Source organism: Shewanella sp. YLB-07, assembly GCF_009377275.1.
This window is the reverse complement of the sequence record NZ_VOQB01000012.1, coordinates 167,946-190,231: the sequence shown is the minus strand read 5'-3', so window position 1 is coordinate 190,231 and position 22,286 is coordinate 167,946. Positions and strand designations below refer to the sequence as shown.

Sequence of the window (22,286 nt, the reverse complement as noted above, 5' to 3'; positions counted from 1 at the left end):
CTGTTGAGTACAGACTGGTTTAACTCATTAAAGTTTAGCAGGGAATTGTATTGGCACATTGGGGACAGGTAAGGCCAAGGGCTGCATCAGAATATGGTGGAAAGAAAATTTCCACCATATTCTTCCGGCAAACAACTTTACTTATTTCAGCCGATAACTAGTCGCTTTCATCTAGATTAAGGGTGATTACAGAGAAGAAACCACCCTGTGGATCATTGATCACGGCAAATCGGCCAACCTTGGCGATATCGGTCGGTGGCACACATATCTCGCCTCCCAATGCATTGGCCTTAGCTACCGTTTCATCACAGTTATCCACCGCGAAATAAAGCATCCAGTGTGGAGGTATCTCTCCCCACTCTTCATTCATCTGTAACATGCCTCCCATGGGTTTATCACCTACTAGCCATTCCGTATATTCGAACTCTGGCATATCCCCAGTCTGGCTAGTCCACTGTAGAACATTGGGGTAAAACCTCTTGGCGGACTCTGGATTTCTGCTGGCAAGCTCGACCCAGCATAGGGTGCCGTGCTCACCCTGGCGCCGAGCGCCGATATGATCCCCCGCCTGCCACACGGCAAATCTGGCACCTTCGGGATCACTGAACATGGCCATCCTACCCGCAGTACCGACATCACATGGACCCATAGACAAGCTGCCACCCTCAGCTTTCACCTTCTCTATTGTTTCATCGACACTATCGACGGAAAAATAAACTAACCAAGTCGTCGGCACTCCCTGGTCAGACATATCTTTTGGCATCTGATAGGCGGCACCAATATCATCTTGCCCCTCGCTATCAGGCTCAGGCGATAGACCGAACATGGTATATAGGCCATCCGGAATCGGCATATCTTGAGTCTTCCAGCCAAAAAGTTCCGCATAAAACTGCTTTCCAGCCAATGCATCATGACTCGCCAGCTCGACCCAGCAGGGTAAGCCCTGAATATATTGATTCACTCTCATAGACAACATCCTTGGTAAATAAAGAGAAAGACGCATTTAGTTAAGCTTGTTTTCTATTTTCTGTCTATGCTGAATGTGATAGAAATTTTTAACTCAGATCCCCTGAATGATATTTTGATGTCATAGAGATCAGGATGAACAGAGCCTAATTAAGGATGACACAATGGCATTGACACAGAAACAGATCCATCTAGTACAACACTCCTTTAGTCTGGTTGAACCCATCGCAGAGAAAGCCGCCGAAATATTCTATGATGCCCTGTTTAGCATAGATCCCTCACTGAAACCTCTATTTCGCAATGACATGAAAGTACAGGGGCGTAAGCTGATAACCATGCTAAAGGCGGCCGTAGATGGCCTAGACAATCTCGAGGCACTAGTCCCGGCTTTGCAACAGCTTGCTCAGCGACATAATGCCTATGGCACCAAGAGAAGCCATTTTACTCCGGTCGGAAATGCGCTGATTCACACATTAAAAACTGGCCTGGGCGATGCCTTTACCGAAGAAGTCAGACAGGCTTGGGTATCTGTCATACATATCATTGCCGATACCATGAAACCAGAGATTAAAGAGTGATCGTTAAACAAGTGTTATTCACTAAATAAACTTCATATACTGCTTTACTAATAGAAGAAAAATGTCGACTTATATTGTTAAGCTCAACCTTCTGCACGTTTGAGTATTCGGGAACTCGTGTTCCTTGTTATCCCAGATATAAGATCACTGCTGAGGTTTGTTTTGTCATCTTTTTTACATGGATGTCGTTATTTCATCCTGCCACTACTTATTACTCTTATGGCGCTCACTGTTATTCAAGTGACAGAGGCCAGTTGGCAGATCTGGGATGAAATAATCAGACAACTGCCTTATTGGCTGCTATCTATAGCCGCGGCGATGGCATTACAATTTAATCGCAGTCGCTTGGCCTACTTAGCTCTTCTGCTACTGGTATTTTATGTGAGTAAACAGAGCTCGGCTCAAGTGTTTACCACGCTAAATAACTACTCAGATGAGCTATTTATCGGCGGGTCCATCCTTATCAGCTGGTTTGCCTTCATTAAAGACAGGGGGTTAGTCTCATCCCATGGGATCTTGAGAGCCTTAGGCATTATAATCGGCTTGGGGCTGGGATTTATCTGGCTCGAAGCTGTAGAGCACTTTCAAGCCGCAATTATCGCAAACTCTCCTGTCAGTATGACATATCAAGCCCTCACACTCGTTCCCATTATGTTCTGCTTCGTCTTCGTTCTTTTCCGCGCAATCTGGCGAGCAAACTTGGTCAGTACCTCCATATTAACGACCTTAGGGATATGGATATTTTACTATTTGCAACCTGACACGTTTCCCCTAGCCGTCCTCCTGTCATCTCTGGCCGTGATCTACCTGTTTACCATCTTGATTGACTCCTATTTTCTGGCCTACCGAGACGAGCTGACTGGGCTCGCATCCCGACGCGCCCTCTACAATCTGGTACTCTCCCTAGGAAGGAAATACAGCGTGGCCATGCTGGATATCGATCATTTTAAGAAGTTCAATGACACTTATGGCCATGACGTTGGCGATCAGGTGCTTAGACTCGTAGCGGCAAAGATGGCCCGCGTTTCCGGAGGCGGTAAAGTATTCAGGTACGGAGGTGAGGAATTCACTATCGTCTTCCCTCGTAAAGATGCGCAAACGATTCTTGATGACTTAGAAGATGTCAGAGAGTCGATAGAAGATTATCGTATCGTCTTGAGGGAGGATAAACGTCAGAATAAGAGTAATACCCAGGCCAAGGCCAAACGAAGCAAGTCGAGAAATGCGAAAACGAAGACGGTCAGTGTAACTATATCTATCGGAGTTGCCGAACGCCTCGGCGGTGAAAGCTTCGATCAGGCCATGAAACGAGCCGACCTGGCCCTCTATCGAGCCAAGAAGAAAGGTCGTAACCAGATCTGCCTCTGACTCAGTCACTCTATCAGATAGAAAAGACTCCACCATGATTTAGAGGTGGAGTCGACTATTTCAATTTAGGCTACATAGAATAGAAGTAGTAAATTTGCGACTTCATGCGGATCACTATTCCCCTGATCACATCTAAGAAGGCAAGGAAAGCGATAGGTTTCTCACCCGATATCCAAGCCAGTCCAACCGCCCCTACAGGAATATCATAATCACCTGTTTCATAGAGTTTGAGACGCACGAAGTGGTGTTTATTATTCACATTAGCGCCCGTCAGTTGACGTACATTGTCATCTCTGGCGATAAGGCTGCCCTGGGACTCCCCAGTTGCCTCTATGATCCCCTCTACCTCGGCGTTGAACACCTTGCCGGGGTAAACCGCTGATGTAAATTCCGCCCTCTGACCGACTTTAACATTACGTATGGCCTGATGATTGACTCGCATCAACACATATTTCTCTTCCGTATACATCTGCATACGTGGAATCTGGCCGACAAATTGCCCCTCTCGCATGATGAAGTTAGTCACATAACCGTTAGCCGGAGCATAAACCTTAGTACTATCCAGATCCCACTGAGCCTTAGCAAGGTTTTCAACTTCGGCTTTCAGATCTGAACCTCGACTCTGAACGCTCAGCTTAGCCTTACCGATGTCCAACTCTGTCCTATTAGCCGCAAGGTTAGCCTTATCGACCTGAGAGGCATAGGCGTTCACCTTAGCTTGAGCGATATCCACATCATTATTCTGCTCATCGAGCTGACTCTTAGTGATGGTGTCCGGCACCACTCTATTTTGCTCCATAAAGCGCGCCAGAGTTTTCTGTTTCCACTTGAGATCTTTTATCCCCGCCTGCAACTGATTTTCACTTATTTCGATATCGGTCAGTGCAGCCTGGTGAGCCTTCTTAGCTAAGTTAACATCCTCTTTAGACAGGGCTAGATCGAGCTCGGCCGACTCCTGAGCCACCACAGACTTGTTCAAGGTTATTTGATAAGGCTTATCATCGAGTTCATAGATCAGCTGACCCGCTTCGACAGTCTGATTTGGCACCACATAGATATGCTTAACCAGCCCCTTTACCTGACTCGATGCTGGCCTGAGCTGAATATGAGGTGACTGGACTATGGAGCCCCCTGAGATATCCATAGGCGTATAGTTAATCAAGCCTATCCATACGAATAACAACCAAGCACCGCCGCCAAGATAGGCGAAGCTTTTACTGTATTTATTCCATGGCATCCCCACCATTCTAAGCAGATAGATAAACAGGGCCCAAACCGCTAAACCTTCAAGCATTGTTAGCCTCCTCGCCCTTAACCTGATACTGCTTGGATTCGGGCTCAGGCAGCTTATCCTCATGCCAAACGTCTCTGATCCTCCGCAGGGCCTTTTCGCCATCGACAAATGCCACCAATACGGCCAATACCCAAACCCAATGCCATAGGAAACCTATCCAGGTCAGTGCGGTGATCAAGCCAATCTGATGGTGATCCTCCTTATGCGCCTTGTTGATTGGCAGCTCATGGATTTTCCAGAAGCCGATAGCCATGGCGGCCACAGTCGTGATCATCACCACTGCCGCCACAACATGTAGCGTAATATCCAGACCCGAGTCCACAAACGGCATACTAATTAAACTCATAAATAAAGTGATCCCATGTAAGCAAAATGGATTAACGAGAAAATGATTCAAACGAGGTAAGTCATTGTTCTGCTACTCGAGCCGGAACTTACATTGAAGTGTTAAATCTTGTATCCAGTCTGCCTCTTATGAAATAAGGAGCAAGATAGTGAGTCTATTAGTATCAAAAAATCACCGTAAATGATTTAATTAGACCTAACTAAAGTCTTGAGCCATGACCATGAAATTCAATACCTCATTCATCCGAGCCTGCTACATAAGCACAGTTTTCACCGGGGTGGAGCGAGTGTATGGCATTAGCACGAAAGAGCTGAATATCCCCCAGGCCTTGATGGATGAACCCATGGCACTGATTCCTTTTGGTCAAATATGTCACTGGTTAGAGCGGCTAGAACAAGTCACTCAAGATTCGGCTTACATGTTGAGATTAGCTCAATACCTGGATTTTTCTCGTTTGAATATTCCCGGGATCAGTTTTCTGGCAACCACAGACTTAGCCATGAGTGTAAGGCGTATAAATTATGGCATCGCCAGTTTCCACTCGGGAGCCAGTTACTACATCATCCAGTCTGGGAAAATCATTAAGTGGTGTTACCGTAACCCCTATGCGTTTAATCAACACAAGACCCATGACTCGCTGCGAGTCGCCATCATGTTGTTCAATACATTGAAGCACTTTCTGGGTGGTGACTACCGACCGCTGCAGATCCACATCAGTGGACCGGCTGTCGGTAGACAGGAAGCTGAATCTCTGTTTAATTGTCCAGTCATCTGGAACGCCCCTCAGACAGAGATCTGGATAGGCACGGACGCCTTGGTACAACAAGCAAACTTGCTGACAGCGGAAAACAGTACGGTTTCTATGCCCCGTTCCCTATTCGAACAGTATCTGGATATGCCCCAACCCCATGATACTCCAAAGGTGTTGTTTGAGATGGTCAACTACGCCAGATACTATGGCCTACCCACGGTAGATAGTGTCGCAGCCCTGTTTAATATTTCCAGGCAGCAACTACAGCGCAGATTGCAGCTTCATGGTTTTAATTTTACTAGCATCTGTGGCTATATTCTCAGTAATCAAGCGATCAAATATATGCTAGATGATAGATCTATCGAGGAAATTACTCAGTTACTTGGCTATGCCAATAAGCAGAGTTTTAGTAAGGCATTCAAACGATTCAGAAACTGTACGCCACAACAATATCTGGAAAGGATAAAACCATAACTGCTATAACTTAGCTTGCCATTGTTCTTCATGGATGAGAGAGTCCAGGTTTTGACGTTTGAGCCAATCGCGTTTCTCCAGATCAGGCTGGTCATAGAACTGACTCACATAACCCAGACAGAGATAGGCAATGGGTACGATATGTTTCGGGATACCTAAGGTCTGATGCAATACATCATCATGTATGATACTCACCCAACCGACGCCTATGTTCTCGGCGCGAGCGGCAAGCCACAAATTCTGTACGGCACAAACGGAACTATAGAGGTCCATATCTAAATTAGTAGTGCGACCTAAGACCAGAGGGCCGCTTCTTGTCCTATCGCAGGTGACACAGATACCGATCGGCGCCTCCAGAATCCCCTCAAGCTTGAGGGTACTATACTGTTCTTTGCGATCCCCCTCAAAAAGCGCTTCAGCCTCTGCATTAGCCTGAGTAAAACCCTGTTTCAATTTCAGCTTAGTCTGATCGCTTCTGACAATCACAAAATCCCAGGGCTGCATGAAACCCACGCTAGGAGCGTGATGAGCCGCGGTAAGGATCCGCTTGAGTACATCATCCGGGATAGGATCTGACTTAAATTCGGCTCTGACATCACGACGATTGAAAATAGTTTTATAGACGGCATCTCGCTCAGCTTGGGTTATTTTCAATGCAGGGATCTTCTTTTAATTATTTTGATATACAGTAAAAAAACAGAGCCCATATAATACCGATTGGTATAAGGGCTCTGCTATTGCTGATCAGTTTAGCCAAACACGGGTAACAGATCTGCCATAGCCAGAAGATGGCAGGCTCCGGTGATGATGCCAAACAAGATCACTATGGCGATCACGGGTGTCCCACCTGGCACTCTGAAACCTTCATGTTGCGGATACATTTTTCTCACTCTATGGGCCATCATGGCAGGTACAATGGCCGCCCATATCGTAGCCGCAAGCGCAGCGAAGCCGATAGCAATCAGAAACCCATCAGGAAAGAGCAGACCCAATACGGTCGGCGGTAAAAAAGTAACCGTAGCTGTCTTCAAACGCCCCGAACGAGACTCGTCGAAACCAAACAGATCCGCAAGATAATCGAACAGACCCAGAGTCACCCCAAGAAAAGAAGAGGCAACGGCTAAGTTGGCAAACAGGGTCAACATGCTGGTTAGCCAATCGCTGGCAATCACCCCAGATAAGGCTCCGACTAAGACCCCCATGTTACCGCCCTGAGCTATGATGTCGACAAACTCGCTTCTTGCGATATTGCCCATGGTCGCGACTAACCAACAGACATAGATAACGAATGCTATCAGGGTACCTAAGACGATCGCCTTGATAATCGTGGCGGGATCTTTTCCGTAATATTTAACCAAGCTAGGTACATTACCGTGATAACCGAAGCTCACCAGACCGAAAGGTAGCGCGGCCAACAGATATGGCAGATATGTCTCCTCACCATCTGGCTTAAACAGCTTCACGGTATCGATATCTATCAGTAAGTTACCCACGGCGAGGAAGAAGGTGATGATCATGCCACCCAGCATGATAGTGGTGATCCTATCTACCGCTTTGGTGCTGATAAATACGACGAATGCCAAACCTAAGGCGAAAACCAGACCAGCCACGCTCTGAGGCAGCTCGATTCCGGCCGCCTCGAGACTATGATTAACGATAGACCCGCCACCACTGATATATGCGTAGGCTAAGATGTAGAGCACGAAGGCGATGGAGAGACCATTCACAATTCGCCAAAAGTTACCTAAGGTCTCACGAGTCAAGGTATCGAAACTGGCTCCAGGCTCAAAATGTAAGTTAGTTTCCAGCAGTAGAAGACCCGAAACTAACATACAGAACCAGACGCCGATCAGCATGGATATCGAATAGCTAAACCACATTCCTGCACCGACGACTGGCAAAGAAAACATGCCAGCCCCGACTGCGGTTCCGGCAATGATCATGGCTCCACCCAGCAGGGAACGACGCTCAGTCCCACTCTTAGCCGCATTCATATGATTAGCCATTACGCTTTGTGCTCCGCAGCGACGCTATCTTCAATGGTTTGTCTGACAGATGAACGCAGCAGGCCATTGGCTCGCAGTCTAATCCGTTCGACTTCCCCTCTCTTGTCGCTATCTAATATATAACCTAGCTCTTTTAGCTTGACACTCAGGGTGCCGTAGAGCTTCTTATCATAAAATTCAGGCGCCGTGATGCCGTGGAGCGCACCCAGTCTCTGTGCCAATCTATGACTCTCGCGCTCAAGTTCAGAGCGCTCCATCTTAGGGCAGACTGCCAGCAGATTAAATATAATGGCATAGCGTTGCATAGTCTCACTCACGGTACCCGCAAGCAGTAACAGCTGGTTGATCTGACTCTCGACAGGTGAGAGACATCCGGATTCGGTCACTAAACCTTGAGCAATAAATAGATCCAAAACTTGGGTAACATGAGTTTCTATGTCCTCAATACCCATAAACAACTCCGCTTTCAGCAAGGGGTAGAAATCTTTTACCGTAGCGACAATCTCGTCTCTGGTGACATGATCATGCTGAGTCAAACAGCTTGCAATCAGCGAGGGAACAATCAATAGGTGAATGATATTGTTACGGTAATAGGTCATAGCTACAGCAAGGCTATCCTCTATTGAGATGATATCACCAAGCGGATCGCTATCTAGCTGAAACTTCTTTAGCTCTAAACCTTGCTGTACCAGTAACTTGCCATCACCTTCGGGTACCGAGGTGAACTCGGTATAGGGCAGATCTTTGAGCAATTTTAAATAGAGATCTAGCTGCTTCTCAAGCTGTGAACGCTCCAGAGCATGTTGCTCAGAGGCGAGTAAAACCAAGCTGGTCAGAGTCACCGAACTCACCGCCGCCGCATCGTTAATACTTGTCATAACCCGATTAGCTAAGGAATTCACCACAGGAGTCAGCCACTTCGGCTTCTGCTCAGGATCTTTGGCTATCTCCTGCTTCCAATCGGGTCTTTGCTCGTCCAGATAGATGTCTAAGGTGATGGGTTGACCAAAATTCACATAGCCTTGACCGAAGTTACCTAGCTTACGCAGCGCTCCAAACAGTTGCCAAACAGACTCTTTCTTTTTCTTCTTGCCGCTAAGTTCTTTATGATAGGTGGCGACCTCCATCACATGATCATAACCTAAGTACACAGGCACTAAAGTTACCGGTCTTTCCATGCCTCGCAGCACACTATTGAGCGTCATGGCAATCATGCCAGTCTTAGGTGCGAGCAGACGCCCGGTGCGTGAACGCCCACCTTCGGTGAAGTATTCTACCGCATAACCTTTGGTGAACAGCTGATCCAAATATTCACGAAAAACCGCTGTATAGAGCTTATTACCCCTGAAGCTACGGCGAATGAAAAAGGCTCCACCACGGCGGAACATAGGCCCAGCAGGCCAGAAATTGAGGTTGATACCCGCAGCGATGTGCGGTGGCACCATGCCTTCATAATAAAGAATATAAGACAGTAGTAGGTAGTCCATATGACTACGATGACAAGGTACATAGATGATCTCATGACCATCATGATGTAGCTGCCTTACCTGCTCGGCACCTTTAATATTGATACCCTTGTACAACTTGTTCCACAGCCAGGCCAAGAAACGCTCGGCGATGCGCACAAAGCTCTCGGAGTAATCCGCCGCAACTTCATCGAGATACTCCATCGCCTTTGCTCTGGCCTCGACTTCGGAGATCTTCTTGCTCGCCGCTTCCTCCAGAATCGCCTTCTTCAGGGACTCTGAATTTAACAGGTCTTGAAATAGCACCTGACGTTTAGGCAAAACAGGTCCGGTCATGACCTTACGTTGACGGCTGAAGTGGACTCGAGCAACACGAGCTAACTTATGAGCAATTCGCTTGTCGGTGCCGTGTTCGTCGGCCATATAACGAATTGAGACGGCATTAGAAAATTGAACGAAATTATGTCGACCCAGGAAGAGGATCATCAGGCATTTTCGCAGCCAGGTAGGATTTTGACGCTCAAATACCGCCGCCTTCATGGTATCGTCTTCTTTACCTGGAGTACGCCCCCAGTAAAGGCTAACCGGCACTAGCTGTATATCCAGTTCAGGCTTCTGCCTATGTACCTTGAGCAGATCCATAAAGCTATTTAAGAAAAACTCGTTACTTTCTCTTTGGCCAAATAGCGGCTTGGCACCTTCCAGACACACCACCCTCGGCGTGTACTCACCATCGACAACCAACTCATCATAAGGGCTTGGAAGCCCATACTTATTAGTGATTTCACTTAAGGAAGCGATGTCGCTGAGAGATTCAGTCTTCATCACATAAACCATAGGCTTATCTGGATCTAAGTTGAGATCGGCGAAGGGGTCATGGGGTACAACTATTGTTTGTACCAGCTTTTTCTGAATCCAACGTAAGGATTTATACCAAAGAGAGTCTTTTTTTGACATTTTTCTTATACAATGTGAGTCTTCTTAATAACGGCATAGAATACCAGATAAAAGAGAGATCTCCCTAATAGTAGTCAGCAAAATCCCCCGCATGCCTGATTCGACACTCAAAGCACTTGAGATTGAATATAATTTTCAAAAAAATTAATATTAGATAGCTTTACGGGTGTTCACATTTATAAGGCAACATAAGTTAATAATATTAGGTATAGGTACAATTCATCTCGATAGCCTAGAACATAAAATAAGCCAGTTTAGAGAGATAACCACCAGCACAAAAGATATATAATTCAAGGAGGCCATGCCCACCACCTATTTTTAACGTTATATAAGCACCGAGTAGTCACACCAAAATAATAAATATAAACCATGGGCTTGCGATTGAGAGTTTTTTTGCATACTCACTAATCTTGGTTAATCCTTGCACTGACTAAAATACTGTATATACTAACAGTAACTGTATAGAAAGACAGGATTCATCATGAGACCTTTGACACCAAGACAAGCCGAGATTCTAGAACTCATTAAGCGTAATATTTCCGATACAGGAATGCCTCCGACTCGAGCCGAAATAGCTAAGCGACTAGGTTTCAAGAGCGCCAACGCTGCCGAAGAACATCTTAAGGCACTGGCTAAGAAAGGTCGCATAGAGATCATTCCCGGTACGTCCCGCGGCATCCGACTCACACAAGCTGCGGAGCCAGAAGATTTAGGCTTGCCATTGATCGGCCAGGTTGCCGCAGGCGAACCCATCCTTGCCCAGGAACATATAGAACAACATTATCAGGTCGACCCAAGCATGTTTCGTCCCTGTGCCGACTTTCTACTTAGGGTGCGCGGCGACAGCATGAAAGATATCGGCATTCTCGAGGGTGATCTGCTCGCAGTGCATAAGATTTCACAAGCCAAGAATGGCCAAATTGTCGTGGCTAGAGTGGAAGAGGATGTCACAGTAAAACGCTTCGAGAAAAAGGGCAGCATGGTTTATCTCCATGCTGAAAATGAAGACTATGCACCGATAGTGGTCGATCTCACCAGTCAGAGCCTGAGCATTGAGGGGCTGGCAGTCGGTGTGATCCGTAACGGCAACTGGCAATAGATGAAATCGCACATTGGCGAAGGAGCTTGGTAATGAAAAATTTAATCGGAAATAGCCCTAGACACCCAGGTTTATGGACGAATCCCCTTGACCAAGCGTCCATCACCCAAGAGTGTGGAAGTATCACTACAGTAAGTACCCACACTCAGGGCCGGGTGGAACTGAAAAAGGTGAGTAATCGGCTCGCCACATTGAGCCATCAGGGGCAATGGATCGTATTGATCAGTCCTCCCAACATAGGTTACAAGCAGATGTTAGCCGAAGCCGGTGTTAGGATGGACCGAGTATTGTTGGTTCATGCTAAAGACGAAATCGAAACCTTATGGGCCATGGAAAAAGCACTCATAAGTGGTACATCCAGTGCCGTCATCTGCTGGACTCAGGTCCTAGATTCCCGTGACAACCGACGACTCAGACTCGTAGAAAAGAGCGCTCGCGCCCTTGGCATTGTCATCGAAGATGCGAATAGTCACTTACATGCTAAAGCCCATGAACAAACAGATGCTCACTTCAATCAAGCCTGTTTATTTGGATCTCTGCACTAATCTCCAGTCAATGTAGCCAATAGAAAAATGATTATTTAAGTCCCGCAAGGGACTTTTTTGTATTTGATTTTTATTCGAAATTTTTAAAAAATTCATTAAAAGTGATCTTGATCAATAATTCAACACCAAGTAAGTTAGGGATATAACAACGATAATTTGTTATATCCAAACGATTTAGTAGTCGGCGTAGTAAAGCCCTGCCATCTGTGTAAGGCCAGATATTTACCTCGCTGAAGTCGGTACTGATATATTCAGCCGTAGGTGCGAGCGTGGTTAACTCTGGTAGTAAGTGACTGCCAAACTAAAATAACAAGTGAACCGCCACTGCACTTTGAAGTCATCGTTGCTTTTTTGGGAACTGAAGAGTTTGCATAGAGCAGAGACTTACTGTGTGACTCTTCTTTGTCTTAATTTTTGACAGAGGAGAAGTCTAGTGAAGCGAGTGTTGTATATTTTTCTGGCGTTGCTATTTACGCCATACGTTTTGGCATCAGAAATGCCCCTTAATATGACCAAGGGTGTCACGGATATCAGTGGACAGGTATACAACCTGCACATGATCATCCTGTATATCTGTTGCGCCATCGGTGTTGTGGTTTTCGGAGTAATGATCTATTCCATGATCAATCACCGAAAGTCTAAGGGTGCCGTAGCAGCCAATTTCCACGAAAGTACTAAGGTCGAGATAGCCTGGACCATTACACCTTTCATCATACTCATTATTATGGCAATTCCAGCGACTAAAACCTTAATCGCCATGGAAGATTCTAGTGATGCCGACATCACCATCAAGATCACAGGCTCTCAATGGAAATGGCATTACAGCTATTTCGATCAAGATATAGAATTCTATAGCTTACTCTCAACCCCGAGAGCACAAATAGAAGGAACCGAGGAGAAGGGAGAGAACTATCTCCTCGAGGTCGATAAGCCCTTAGTGCTGCCCATCAATAAAAAAGTTCGCTTCCTGATGACATCTGAAGATGTGATCCATTCCTGGTGGGTTCCCGCATTCGCCGTCAAGAAAGATGCTAACCCGGGTTTCATCAATGAAGCATGGACTCGTATCGATATCCCAGGTACCTATCGCGGCCAGTGTGCCGAGCTCTGTGGTAAAGATCATGGCTTCATGCCAATCGTGGTCGAAGCCCTGAGCCAAGCCGACTTCGACATCTGGGTAGCCGAACAAAAAAATCAGGCCAGCACTGCCGCAGCTGAGGCTGAGGCTTCCTTGAGTAAATCCCTCTCCATGAATGAGCTTATGGCCCAAGGTGAACAAGTATACATGTCCCGATGTGCAGCATGTCATCAGCCTAACGGCATGGGTCTACCCGGTGTATTCCCTCCAATGAAAGGCAGCCCAATCACCACAGGACCATTAACTGATCACTTAGAGATGGTTATCAATGGGAAGGCGGGCACTGCGATGCAGGCTTTTGGAAAGCAATTAACCGCGCAAGAAATTGCCGCTGTAATTACTTATGAACGTAACGCATGGGACAACAACACAGGCGATACGGTTCAGGCAGCTGATGTCAGTCAGCATGGCCAATAGGGAGTAAATATGAATACTTTAACCCGCGAAGCGGAACCTAATATGGAAATGGTCCAGGTTGAAGAAGCCAGCGACCACCATGATGAACATCAAGAACTGTACCCTTCGGGCATTAAACGTTGGCTGTTCACCACCAATCACAAAGACATAGGCACACTTTACCTCTGGTTCAGTTTTATCATGTTCCTCACCGGTGGCGCTATGGCTATGGTGATACGTGCAGAGCTATTTCAACCAGGGCTGCAGCTGATAGAGCCTAATTTCTTCAATCAGATGACCACAGTCCATGGACTTATCATGGTATTTGGTGCCGTCATGCCAGCCTTCACTGGCCTGGCAAACTGGTTGATACCTATGATGATAGGCGCGCCGGACATGGCGCTGCCAAGGATGAACAACTGGAGTTTTTGGATCTTACCCTTTGCCTTCGCCATCCTGCTGAGCTCTCTATTTATGGAAGGGGGCGGACCTAACTTTGGCTGGACCTTCTACGCACCACTGTCGACCACTTACAGTCCTGACAGCACGGCACTTTTTGTCTTCTCTATCCATATCATGGGAATCAGCTCCATCATGGGGGCGATTAATGTGGTCGTGACCATAGTGAATATGCGCGCCCCGGGTATGACCTGGATGAAGTTGCCACTTTTTGTCTGGACCTGGTTGATCACCGCCTTCCTCTTGATTGCCGTGATGCCAGTACTCGCTGGCACTGTGACCATGGTGCTAACGGACAAGTACTTCGGCACCAGCTTCTTCGATGCCGCAGGTGGTGGCGATCCTGTGATGTTCCAGCATATCTTCTGGTTCTTCGGCCATCCCGAAGTTTACATCATGATCTTACCCTCCTTCGGTATCATCTCGGCCATAGTGCCCACCTTCAGCCGTAAGAGGCTGTTTGGCTACTCCTCAATGGTTTACGCCACTTCGAGCATAGCAATACTCTCATTCCTTGTCTGGGCACACCACATGTTCACCACAGGTATGCCGGTATTCGCCGAGCTTTTCTTCATGTATTGCACCATGTTGATTGCGGTCCCCACCGGGGTGAAAGTGTTTAACTGGGTGGCGACCATGTGGCGAGGTTCTCTCACCTTCGAGACGCCCATGCTGTTCGCAGTCGCCTTCATCATACTCTTCACCATAGGGGGGTTCTCGGGCCTGATGCTGGCCATCACCCCGGCAGACTTCCAATACCATGATACTTATTTCGTGGTGGCACATTTCCACTATGTGCTGGTAACGGGTGCCATCTTCTCCATCATGGCCGCCGCTTATTACTGGCTGCCGAAGTGGACAGGTCACATGTATGACGAGAGGTTAGGCAAGATACATTTTTGGTGTTCAGTAATATCGGTCAATGTGCTCTTCTTCCCTATGCATTTCTTAGGCTTAGCGGGCATGCCAAGACGTATCCCCGATTATGCGGTGCAATTTGCCGATGTTAACCAGATAGTCTCCATAGGCGGCTTCGCCTTCGGACTGTCTCAGTTTATCTTCCTCGCGCTGGTCATCAAGTGTATACGCGGTGGCGAGAAGGCAGCGGCAAAACCTTGGGAAGGCGCTGAAGGCTTAGAGTGGACACTGCCTAGCCCGGCACCCTATCACTCATTCACTACACCACCCGAGATAAAGTAGATATGAGCAATAACCAGGGCAAGTCTAATCGAAGACTCATCGGCATGCTGATTGCTGGTGCCGTGGGCATGTTCGGCTTCGGCTTCGCCTTGGTGCCCTTATACGATGTGCTTTGCGAACAATTGGGCATCAATGGCAAAACCCAGAACAGTGCCAGCACTTACAAGCCGATCACAATCGATGAGAGTCGCACCATTACCATAGAATTTATGGCGCAGATCCAGAGTGATATGCCTTGGGAGTTTAAGCCCGAGGTCAAACGTATGCAGGTGCATCCCGGAGAGCTGATTCGCACTAACTTCAATGCGAAAAATCTGTCTCTAAAGGATACCATTGGCCAGGCCATCCCCTCGGTCTCACCTGGGCAGGGAGCCGCTTACTTCAATAAAACCGAGTGTTTCTGCTTCAACCAGCAGAGACTAACGGCCAAAGAAAGCGCCGAACTGCCACTTATTTTCTTCGTGGATCCGGATCTTCCCGATTCCATAACCACATTAACTCTCTCTTATACCCTCTACAACATCACCGACCGTGGTTATGTCGGCTCAGTTGAGCAAGGAGCAGCAAGATGACAACTAAGCACGAACCCTATTACGTTCCCGCACAGAGTGCATGGCCCATCATAGGGGCAGTAGGATTATTCCTCATCGCATTTGGCGCCGGAAGTTATGTACAACAACTCAAATCCGATGGCGGCAGTGGCGGAATAATCTTACTCACTGGCATAGCCGTTATTATATTTATGATCTTTGGCTGGTTTAGAACCGTTATCGCCGAATCGATGAGCGGCCTATATTCCAAGCAGATGGACAGATCTTTTCGCCAAGGAATGAGCTGGTTTATCTTCTCCGAGGTGATGTTCTTCGGTGCATTTTTTGGTGCCTTACTTTACGCCAGAATGATTGCTGTGCCTTGGTTGGGTGGCGATTCCAATAACGCCATGACCAATGAGGTGCTCTGGCCTGGATTTGAAGCCGTTTGGCCATTATTAACCACACCCGATGGCACAAAAACTGAGGCAATGCCTTGGACTGGCTTGCCGCTGTATAACACCATCATCCTACTCACATCATCTGTGACTCTGCATATGGCTCACGTGAGTCTGGAGAAAGGTAAACGCTCGGCAATCACAGTCTGGCTGGGTATCACCATCTTGCTGGGCATGAGTTTCCTGACGTTACAAGTCGAAGAGTATATTCACGCCTATCAGGAGATGGGCTTAACCTTGGCCTCTGGCGTTTACGGTAATACCTTCTTCCTCTTGACCGGTTTCCACGGCATGCACGTCACCCTAGGAACGGTATTCCTTATAGTGTTGTTTTTGCGAGTCTTGAAGGGTCACTTTACCCCGGATAAGCATTTCGCCTTCCAGGCGGGCAGCTGGTATTGGCACTTTGTTGACGTAGTTTGGTTGTGTCTGTTTATCTTCGTCTACGTCCTCTAATAGAGCCGCTGCGCTTCTCTATGTATGTCACTACGTGAAGTTCAGTATAAAAAATTTCATCGAGTAAGTAGGAGCCATCACCATGGCTCCTTCACATTGTTCCTAGATTAATAAGGTCTTGGGTTCTGGGTGATAACACCTGTGCCTAGTGCCACTAGGATAAATAAGACCACCAGCACAGAGAAGATAACCCTACGCCCCAGGAAATGACTCACAGGCGTCTCACTCTCACCTTTAACCAAGATAAACAGGGCTCGGGCCAGATTAAACATAATGAATAGCAGTAGTAGTACTAAGACGATTTTAAAGATAATTAATAGATTCATCGGTTCTCCTCGCATTGAGTCATGGAGCGCTAGGGACTTGTTCGCTATAGCTACTCTGGAGCTGTTTATCCATTTGGTCAAGTTAGGTTTTTTGCAACTTAGGTGTCTTCTGAAAACACGGGAGAAAATATAATGACTAGCCTCTCTCGACACAGCAGTCAGTATTTATGGGCGACTAGAACAGCAGTGGCTATGTGCTCGATAACTATGTTTCTCATCTTAGTGAAACTAGGGTTTTGGCAACTCGATCGCGCCGAGATGAAGGAGCGCTGGCAAGCTGAATTGACCCATCGCCAATTATCTGCGCCACTGACATATGCACAATTGGTTTCATTCCCCCCCGCAGAGCAAGTCACAGGTTACCGTCTCTCGGTCTTGGCATCTCCTGCATCGAGTCAAATATTCCTATTGGATAACCAGGTCTTTAGAGGAAGGGTTGGCTATTTAGCACTACAGCCCATGCAAATAACCCCCGATGGACCTTGGATGCTAGTAGAACTCGGCTTCATTGCTGCTGGTTTAGATAGACGAATACTGCCCGGTGTTGATGTCATCGAGGAAGAGGTCAGCTTGAATGGTCGCTTGTATCAGAAACAAGCGAACCCTATGAGCTCGGCATTAATGCCTGAATCAGGCTGGCCCAAGCGTATCCAAAACCTTAACCTTGCTGAGATTAGCGAACTACTAGGTCAACCTTTAGCTCCTGCCGTGTTGCAGCCGGATCATCTCGATGGAATTAACTTACCCCATCCCTGGACACCGATACCGCTTTCTTCACAGAAACATAGAGGCTATGCCTTACAGTGGTTTTCCATGGCACTGGCTTTTGCCCTGCTTATTTTATATTTCATCTATAGCAGAAGAGTTAAAACTCCAAAAAAACAACAAGATGAATCTAGAAAGAATAATAATCCTGATCGGACCAATATCGATGAAATGACAGTTGCCAATGTAAACAAGACCAAGTAGGTTAGAGATTAAGCAGTAAAAACTTCGACCCATAAGAAGTGACTATCAAATATGCGTTTCCTAGCCGTCTCGGGAAACTGAATGAGTATGACTCATATGAATTTTATTAGCCTGCACAGGCGTTCATATGAGCTTTCTTAGGAGAGAGTATGAACTCCCCCAAAAAGAGCGGCGCTAAACCTTTAATTTTACTTTTCTTAGTCTTCGTCCTACCTGTGGCCGCGGCCAAAATCGTGCTCAGCTTAGACCTCTATCAAGGCGGTGCAACTAATAAGGGAGTGCTACTCCCTATTGGCACTAGCTACCAGAGCCTTAAGATGGACAACCCTAAGCCTAGAGAGTGGCAACTCCTCTACCTGCTACCAAACAAGTGTGATCAGCAATGTCAGGATCATCTCTACATCCTACAACAGAGCCATATCGCCTTAGGCCGAGATCAAGACAGAGTTCACACCTTGATATTACTGAGCAAAGATAGCGATCTCCATGCCCTGGCTTCATACAAATTCGAAACGGCGAAGGCCAATGACGCCATCATAAAAATGCTGGATCGCCAGCAGATGATAGTGGTCGACCCACTGGGCAGTTTGGTCATGCGATATCCCGCGGTGAATGGCATCGACAAGCAGATCATGCAGGGGAAATCACTCATTGTTGACTTAAGAAAGATGCTAAAACTATCGAGAGTTGGCTAATGGGGATCCAAAATCTACTCAGAATCACCCTTGTCTTCACTCTTTGCGTCATTTTAATGGGAGCATATACCCGATTATCCGATGCAGGCTTGGGCTGTCCCGATTGGCCTGGTTGTTATGGCATGATGAAAGTCCCCAGCCAACACAGTGAGCTTATGCAGGCACAAGATGCCTTCCCTGGTCAGAAAATTGAGCCAAAGAAAGCCTGGCTAGAGATGATCCACAGATATATAGCCGGAGCTCTGGGATTACTCGTATTGGTAATCTTCATCCTCTGTTTAAAAAAACTAGATGCCCCTAAGAAGCTACCTACATTAATTGCCATCTTGATCCTGTTTCAAGCCGCGTTGGGAATGTGGACCGTTACCATGAAACTCATGCCCGTTGTGGTCATGTCTCACCTCATTGGCGGCTTCACCTTAATCTCTCTGCTACTCCTGCTCTATCTCAGGACTAAGCCACTGAGGATCCCTGGAGGGGATTTTGTCGCTAGAAAACTCGCTCCATTAGCCTTGGCTGGCATGGGAGTCTTAATCTTACAGATCATACTCGGTGGCTGGACCTCATCAAACTATGCAGCCCTAGCCTGCACTTCACTGCCTATCTGCGAAGGGGACTGGTATAAGAATTTACAGCTCACTCAGGCTTTTAATCCGTTTCAAGGCGAGCACGAAACCTACGAGTTTGGCGTACTCGACTACTCTTCACGTATGACCATACATGTCGCCCATAGATTTGGCGCAATATTAACCACAGGAATTTTGCTCTGGCTTGCCTATCAACTTTTTACTCGCTCCCAATCGGCACTGTTGAAGCGAGCATCACTGGTCTTGACCGGTTTAGTCATACTGCAAGTAGGCCTGGGGATCAGCAATGTTGTGTTGCACCTGCCCTTGGGCATAGCCGTTTCTCATAATGCCGGAGCGGCCATGTTGCTACTGACATTAGTCTTCATCAACTACGCCCTATGGCGAAAAGCTTGAGATAAGAAGCTATCGACAAGAATAATAATTTAAAGGGCGTAAAGCCTAGCGAGGGAAAAGCCATGGCAAAACCACTTTCAATATCAGTAACTGAGCCTAAGACCAACGGCGAACCACTTCAGTGGCGCGCATATTATGAGATGACCAAGCCTAAGGTGGTTGCACTTATGCTGCTCACGGTTTTAGTCGGTATGTGTCTGGCGGTACCTGGGTCTGTGCCTCTACAGCCCTTAATTATTGGCATGATGGGTATAGGTATGATGGCTGGTGCGGCCGCGGCCTTTAATCACCTCATCGATCGACGCATAGATGGTCTGATGGCCCGCACCTATAATCGCCCTCTGCCTAAGGGGCGCATCTCTATCACTAAGGCTCTCATCTTCTCCGTTAGCCTGGCGCTATTGGGCTTCGCCTTACTCTACACCTTAGTCAATGAGCTTACCGCCTGGCTCACCTTTGCCAGTCTTGTGGGCTATGCCATCATCTATACCGCTTACCTCAAGCGGGCCACCCCACAAAATATCGTCGTCGGCGGACTCGCCGGAGCTATGCCGCCACTCCTTGGCTGGACGGCCATAACCGGAGAGTTTCATGGTCATGCGCTGCTATTAGTGATCATCATCTTCACCTGGACCCCACCACACTTCTGGGCTCTTGCCATTCACAGGAAAGCGGAATACGCCAAGGTAGATATTCCAATGCTACCAGTGACACATGGCGTCGAGTTCACTAAGACCTGCATCTTGCTCTATACCTTGCTGCTTGCTATCGCCTGCTTGCTACCTGTTATCGTGGGAATGTGCGGCCCCATCTATCTGGTGGGTTCGACAATATTGAGTTGCGCTTTCATCTATAAGGCATGGGAACTTAAATATGATGACAAGCCAGGATTGGCAATGCAGGTGTTTCGCTTCTCCATCTATCATCTGATGATCTTATTTATCCTGCTCTTGGTCGATCATTACCTCTGGGTATAAACCTGAAGTTCTAAATGATTAGCTCATTAGTGCTATATAGATTCAAAGTAGAAAATGGAGCCTTCCAATATGGCAAAGAAGCTTAGGATAATCGCCGTGGCGCTATTAGGCTTAGTCTTACTCGGCCTCGGCGGTGTGACCGCTGTTCAGCTGCAGAAGAATAAGCAGACCAATGCCATCATCAATTCCCTACAGGACACAGAGCTGGATCTTGCCACCAGCTTCGTGTTTCCAATGGCTAAGCCATTGGCACCTTTCTCCCTCACGGATCAACATGGCAATGCGTTTACCAATAACCAGTTAAGCAATAAATGGAGCCTGTTCTTCATCGGCTACACCTCTTGCCCTGATGTCTGCCCTACGACTATGGGCAAACTCACCGCGGCTTACCCTAAATTGCTAGAAAATGCGGATCTACAAGTGGTTTTCCTCTCCGTAGATCCTCAGAGGGACACTCAAGCTAAACTTTTAAGCTATATGAACTTCTTCAACCCTGAATTTGTCGCCATCACAGGGGGGCATGCCCAACTATTCCCGCTCACTCGAGACTTAGGCTTCGTCTATGCCATGGTCGGCGAAGGAGAAGACTATCAAGTCGACCACAGTGCATCTATGGCACTAATATCACCCGATGGAAATAAGGTGGCCATAATAAAACCTAAGTCTTTGGCTCCTGGAAAATTACCACAGATCTCCAATAAAAATCTGATTACTGATATTCAAACCATAATAGCCAATTATAAGGCGGCCCCTAGAAGCTAGAGAGCCAAGTTCCCAGGACCGATAACCTAGGAGCTATCAACTAACTGTGCCAATTTGTAACTAAAAATGTCGACCTTACAAGCATACTAATCTCGGTCACCCCACCTCGTAAAACCCTCGATATAAATATAAAAACCTTTTAATACAATGTGATGACAAAATAGTTGACAGGGCGTATACCTACGACTACCTAACCTGAATGGCATTTTATTTCCCCGTTACCCACTATTTTATTTCTCGGCTAAATAATCAAAAAAACACCAACAAAAGAGGAAATACTCAAGTTTGCCGACTATCTTTTGATCTTGCAGGGATGAAGTAAAGCTATCCAAAGGAAAATTAAATGTCGGAACAAACAATTAAATTGGATTCTGAATTAACTATTCGAAATATTCAGCCCATTTTCGCACAGCTTTCAGAGCTATTAACCCATGACGAAGAACTGCATATAGATGCAAGTCAATTGACCAGGGTCGATACTGCTGGGGCCCAGCTCCTCTACTTATTTTCCCAAACATGTGCTTCCCGCTCCCTAAGAGTCAACTGGTTAGACTGCCAGCCAGAGCTTCAAATCAATTTAGAAAACCTGGGTATTAACATTCCAGAAATAGCCATCCCAGAGTTACAAGCCGAACTGGAAAATCTGAGTATAAACATTTCAGAAATAACTATTCCAGAGTTACAAGCCGAACTGGATGAGGAAAAGTAACGATGAAAAAAATACTCGCTGTAGATGACTCGGCTTCCATGCGTCAGATGGTCTGTTTCACCCTAAAAACGGCTGGATTTGACGTCACAGAAGCCTGTAATGGAGACGAGGCCTTAAAAGTCGCCCAACAAGGCGAATACGACCTGGTCATTTCGGATGTGAATATGCCCATCATGGATGGTCTCACTTTAATTCGTAATCTACGCACCTTACCAAACTATAAATTTACCCCCTTGCTGATGCTGACAACTGAGTCAGGTACAGACAAGAAGCAAGAGGGTCGCTCCGCAGGTGCTACCGGCTGGATAGTGAAGCCCTTCAACCCAGATCAGCTATTAGCAACCGTGCGTAAGGTGCTTGGTTAAAAAACTCCAAATC

General features: G+C 46.9%; 22 protein-coding genes and 1 pseudogene. 16 read left to right on the top strand and 7 right to left on the bottom strand.

The features are described 5' to 3' along the window. Positions 1-157: 157 nt before the first annotated feature. Complete coding sequence (locus FS373_RS23335) at positions 158-967, bottom strand: VOC family protein (protein WP_144044473.1); 810 nt, start codon at positions 965-967, stop codon at positions 158-160. Between the two features lie 163 nt (positions 968-1,130). On the opposite strand from FS373_RS23335, the gene FS373_RS23330 reads away from it, so the two are divergent. Together FS373_RS23330 and FS373_RS23325 are read left to right on the top strand one after the other, a co-directional pair. Further along, complete coding sequence (locus FS373_RS23330; protein WP_144044472.1) at positions 1,131-1,544, top strand: globin family protein; 414 nt, start codon at positions 1,131-1,133, stop codon at positions 1,542-1,544. 162 nt (positions 1,545-1,706) lie between these two features. Further along, entirely contained in the window at positions 1,707-2,912 is a 1,206-nt protein-coding gene (locus FS373_RS23325) for a sensor domain-containing diguanylate cyclase (RefSeq protein ID WP_152830729.1), read from the top strand. 70 nt (positions 2,913-2,982) lie between these two features. On the opposite strand, the gene FS373_RS23320 is transcribed toward FS373_RS23325, so the two are convergent. Together FS373_RS23320 and FS373_RS23315 are read right to left on the bottom strand one after the other, a co-directional pair. Further along, positions 2,983-4,206: an HlyD family secretion protein gene (locus tag FS373_RS23320; protein WP_144044470.1), complete on the bottom strand. Its 1,224-nt coding sequence runs from the start codon at positions 4,204-4,206 to the stop codon at positions 2,983-2,985. Further along, positions 4,199-4,552, bottom strand: a complete 354-nt coding sequence (locus tag FS373_RS23315; RefSeq protein WP_144044469.1) for an MFS transporter — start codon at positions 4,550-4,552, stop codon at positions 4,199-4,201. The genes FS373_RS23320 and FS373_RS23315 overlap by 8 nt, the downstream gene beginning before the upstream one ends. Positions 4,553-4,766: 214 nt before the next feature. On the opposite strand from FS373_RS23315, the gene FS373_RS23310 reads away from it, so the two are divergent. Next, on the top strand, positions 4,767-5,777 hold the full coding sequence (locus FS373_RS23310; protein ID WP_227993169.1) for an AraC family transcriptional regulator: 1,011 nt from the start codon (positions 4,767-4,769) through the stop codon (positions 5,775-5,777). 3 nt (positions 5,778-5,780) lie between these two features. Here FS373_RS23310 and bluB read toward each other — a convergent pair whose 3' ends face one another. The 3 genes from bluB to plsB all read right to left on the bottom strand — a co-directional run bounded on the left by bluB (position 5,781) and on the right by plsB (position 10,206). Then, positions 5,781-6,431 carry a 5,6-dimethylbenzimidazole synthase gene (gene bluB / locus FS373_RS23305; protein ID WP_152830728.1) on the bottom strand — a complete coding sequence of 217 codons (651 nt, stop codon included), beginning with the start codon at positions 6,429-6,431 and terminating at the stop codon, positions 5,781-5,783. Between the two features lie 95 nt (positions 6,432-6,526). Next, positions 6,527-7,783, bottom strand: a complete 1,257-nt coding sequence (gene mtr / locus FS373_RS23300; RefSeq protein ID WP_152830727.1) for a tryptophan permease — start codon at positions 7,781-7,783, stop codon at positions 6,527-6,529. Continuing rightward, positions 7,783-10,206, bottom strand: a complete 2,424-nt coding sequence (gene plsB / locus FS373_RS23295; RefSeq protein WP_152830726.1) for a glycerol-3-phosphate 1-O-acyltransferase PlsB — start codon at positions 10,204-10,206, stop codon at positions 7,783-7,785. Before plsB ends, mtr begins: the two co-directional genes overlap by 1 nt. Before the next feature lie 481 nt (positions 10,207-10,687). On the opposite strand from plsB, the gene lexA reads away from it, so the two are divergent. From lexA to FS373_RS23265, 6 genes and pseudogenes are all read left to right on the top strand, one after another. Continuing rightward, entirely contained in the window at positions 10,688-11,305 is a 618-nt protein-coding gene (lexA, locus tag FS373_RS23290; RefSeq protein WP_144044465.1) for a transcriptional repressor LexA, read from the top strand. Positions 11,306-11,337: 32 nt separating this feature from the next. Next, the gene (locus FS373_RS23285; RefSeq protein ID WP_144044464.1) at positions 11,338-11,850 is read left to right on the top strand and encodes a cell division inhibitor SulA; all 513 of its coding nucleotides are present in this window, start codon (positions 11,338-11,340) and stop codon (positions 11,848-11,850) included. Between the two features lie 433 nt (positions 11,851-12,283). After that, a pseudogene (coxB, locus tag FS373_RS23280) lies at positions 12,284-13,396 on the top strand (cytochrome c oxidase subunit II); the annotation flags it as partial. 57 nt (positions 13,397-13,453) lie between these two features. Beyond that, entirely contained in the window at positions 13,454-15,043 is a 1,590-nt protein-coding gene (gene ctaD / locus FS373_RS23275) for a cytochrome c oxidase subunit I (RefSeq protein WP_227993194.1), read from the top strand. Positions 15,044-15,045: 2 nt separating this feature from the next. After that, positions 15,046-15,615, top strand: coding sequence for a cytochrome c oxidase assembly protein (locus tag FS373_RS23270; RefSeq protein WP_144044461.1), 570 nt, complete (start codon positions 15,046-15,048; stop codon positions 15,613-15,615). Continuing rightward, positions 15,612-16,487: a cytochrome c oxidase subunit 3 gene (locus tag FS373_RS23265; protein ID WP_144044460.1), complete on the top strand. Its 876-nt coding sequence runs from the start codon at positions 15,612-15,614 to the stop codon at positions 16,485-16,487. The genes FS373_RS23270 and FS373_RS23265 overlap by 4 nt, the downstream gene beginning before the upstream one ends. 107 nt (positions 16,488-16,594) lie before the next feature. Here the strand turns inward: FS373_RS23265 and FS373_RS23260 are convergent, their stop codons facing one another. Beyond that, positions 16,595-16,813, bottom strand: a complete 219-nt coding sequence (locus tag FS373_RS23260; RefSeq protein ID WP_144044459.1) for a DUF2909 domain-containing protein — start codon at positions 16,811-16,813, stop codon at positions 16,595-16,597. A 132-nt stretch (positions 16,814-16,945) separates the two neighbouring features. On the opposite strand from FS373_RS23260, the gene FS373_RS23255 reads away from it, so the two are divergent. The 7 genes from FS373_RS23255 to FS373_RS23225 all read left to right on the top strand — a co-directional run bounded on the left by FS373_RS23255 (position 16,946) and on the right by FS373_RS23225 (position 22,273). Continuing rightward, the gene (locus FS373_RS23255) at positions 16,946-17,782 is read left to right on the top strand and encodes an SURF1 family protein (protein ID WP_152830725.1); all 837 of its coding nucleotides are present in this window, start codon (positions 16,946-16,948) and stop codon (positions 17,780-17,782) included. Positions 17,783-17,931: 149 nt separating this feature from the next. After that, positions 17,932-18,477: a hypothetical protein gene (locus FS373_RS23250; protein WP_152830724.1), complete on the top strand. Its 546-nt coding sequence runs from the start codon at positions 17,932-17,934 to the stop codon at positions 18,475-18,477. Beyond that, positions 18,477-19,460, top strand: a complete 984-nt coding sequence (locus FS373_RS23245) for a COX15/CtaA family protein (protein ID WP_144044457.1) — start codon at positions 18,477-18,479, stop codon at positions 19,458-19,460. Before FS373_RS23250 ends, FS373_RS23245 begins: the two co-directional genes overlap by 1 nt. Positions 19,461-19,522: 62 nt before the next feature. After that, positions 19,523-20,437: a heme o synthase gene (cyoE, locus tag FS373_RS23240; RefSeq protein WP_152830723.1), complete on the top strand. Its 915-nt coding sequence runs from the start codon at positions 19,523-19,525 to the stop codon at positions 20,435-20,437. A gap of 69 nt (positions 20,438-20,506) precedes the next feature. Further along, positions 20,507-21,199, top strand: a complete 693-nt coding sequence (locus FS373_RS23235) for an SCO family protein (protein WP_152830722.1) — start codon at positions 20,507-20,509, stop codon at positions 21,197-21,199. 343 nt (positions 21,200-21,542) lie between these two features. Further along, entirely contained in the window at positions 21,543-21,908 is a 366-nt protein-coding gene (locus tag FS373_RS23230; RefSeq protein WP_144044455.1) for an STAS domain-containing protein, read from the top strand. 2 nt (positions 21,909-21,910) lie between these two features. Further along, complete coding sequence (locus FS373_RS23225; RefSeq protein ID WP_144044454.1) at positions 21,911-22,273, top strand: response regulator; 363 nt, start codon at positions 21,911-21,913, stop codon at positions 22,271-22,273. Positions 22,274-22,286: the final 13 nt, after the last annotated feature.

Excerpts from the sequence above, each read along its gene's own strand:
- FS373_RS23315 (WP_144044469.1), bottom strand. The coding sequence starts at position 4,552 with ATGAGTTTAATTAGTATGCCGTTTGTGGACTCGGGTCTGGATATTACG.
- FS373_RS23235 (WP_152830722.1), top strand. The coding sequence starts at position 20,507 with ATGGCAAAGAAGCTTAGGATAATCGCCGTGGCGCTATTAGGCTTAGTC.
- FS373_RS23225 (WP_144044454.1), top strand. The coding sequence starts at position 21,911 with ATGAAAAAAATACTCGCTGTAGATGACTCGGCTTCCATGCGTCAGATG.
- cyoE (WP_152830723.1), top strand. The coding sequence starts at position 19,523 with ATGGCAAAACCACTTTCAATATCAGTAACTGAGCCTAAGACCAACGGC.
- FS373_RS23330 (WP_144044472.1), top strand. The coding sequence starts at position 1,131 with ATGGCATTGACACAGAAACAGATCCATCTAGTACAACACTCCTTTAGT.
- FS373_RS23265 (WP_144044460.1), top strand. The coding sequence starts at position 15,612 with ATGACAACTAAGCACGAACCCTATTACGTTCCCGCACAGAGTGCATGG.
- FS373_RS23320 (WP_144044470.1), bottom strand. The coding sequence starts at position 4,206 with ATGCTTGAAGGTTTAGCGGTTTGGGCCCTGTTTATCTATCTGCTTAGA.
- FS373_RS23335 (WP_144044473.1), bottom strand. The coding sequence starts at position 967 with ATGAGAGTGAATCAATATATTCAGGGCTTACCCTGCTGGGTCGAGCTG.
- FS373_RS23250 (WP_152830724.1), top strand. The coding sequence starts at position 17,932 with ATGAACTCCCCCAAAAAGAGCGGCGCTAAACCTTTAATTTTACTTTTC.
- FS373_RS23270 (WP_144044461.1), top strand. The coding sequence starts at position 15,046 with ATGAGCAATAACCAGGGCAAGTCTAATCGAAGACTCATCGGCATGCTG.
- FS373_RS23245 (WP_144044457.1), top strand. The coding sequence starts at position 18,477 with ATGGGGATCCAAAATCTACTCAGAATCACCCTTGTCTTCACTCTTTGC.
- ctaD (WP_227993194.1), top strand. The coding sequence starts at position 13,454 with ATGGTCCAGGTTGAAGAAGCCAGCGACCACCATGATGAACATCAAGAA.
- plsB (WP_152830726.1), bottom strand. The coding sequence starts at position 10,206 with ATGTCAAAAAAAGACTCTCTTTGGTATAAATCCTTACGTTGGATTCAG.
- FS373_RS23310 (WP_227993169.1), top strand. The coding sequence starts at position 4,767 with ATGACCATGAAATTCAATACCTCATTCATCCGAGCCTGCTACATAAGC.
- FS373_RS23255 (WP_152830725.1), top strand. The coding sequence starts at position 16,946 with ATGACTAGCCTCTCTCGACACAGCAGTCAGTATTTATGGGCGACTAGA.
- FS373_RS23260 (WP_144044459.1), bottom strand. The coding sequence starts at position 16,813 with ATGAATCTATTAATTATCTTTAAAATCGTCTTAGTACTACTACTGCTA.
- FS373_RS23285 (WP_144044464.1), top strand. The coding sequence starts at position 11,338 with ATGAAAAATTTAATCGGAAATAGCCCTAGACACCCAGGTTTATGGACG.
- lexA (WP_144044465.1), top strand. The coding sequence starts at position 10,688 with ATGAGACCTTTGACACCAAGACAAGCCGAGATTCTAGAACTCATTAAG.
- mtr (WP_152830727.1), bottom strand. The coding sequence starts at position 7,783 with ATGGCTAATCATATGAATGCGGCTAAGAGTGGGACTGAGCGTCGTTCC.
- FS373_RS23230 (WP_144044455.1), top strand. The coding sequence starts at position 21,543 with ATGTCGGAACAAACAATTAAATTGGATTCTGAATTAACTATTCGAAAT.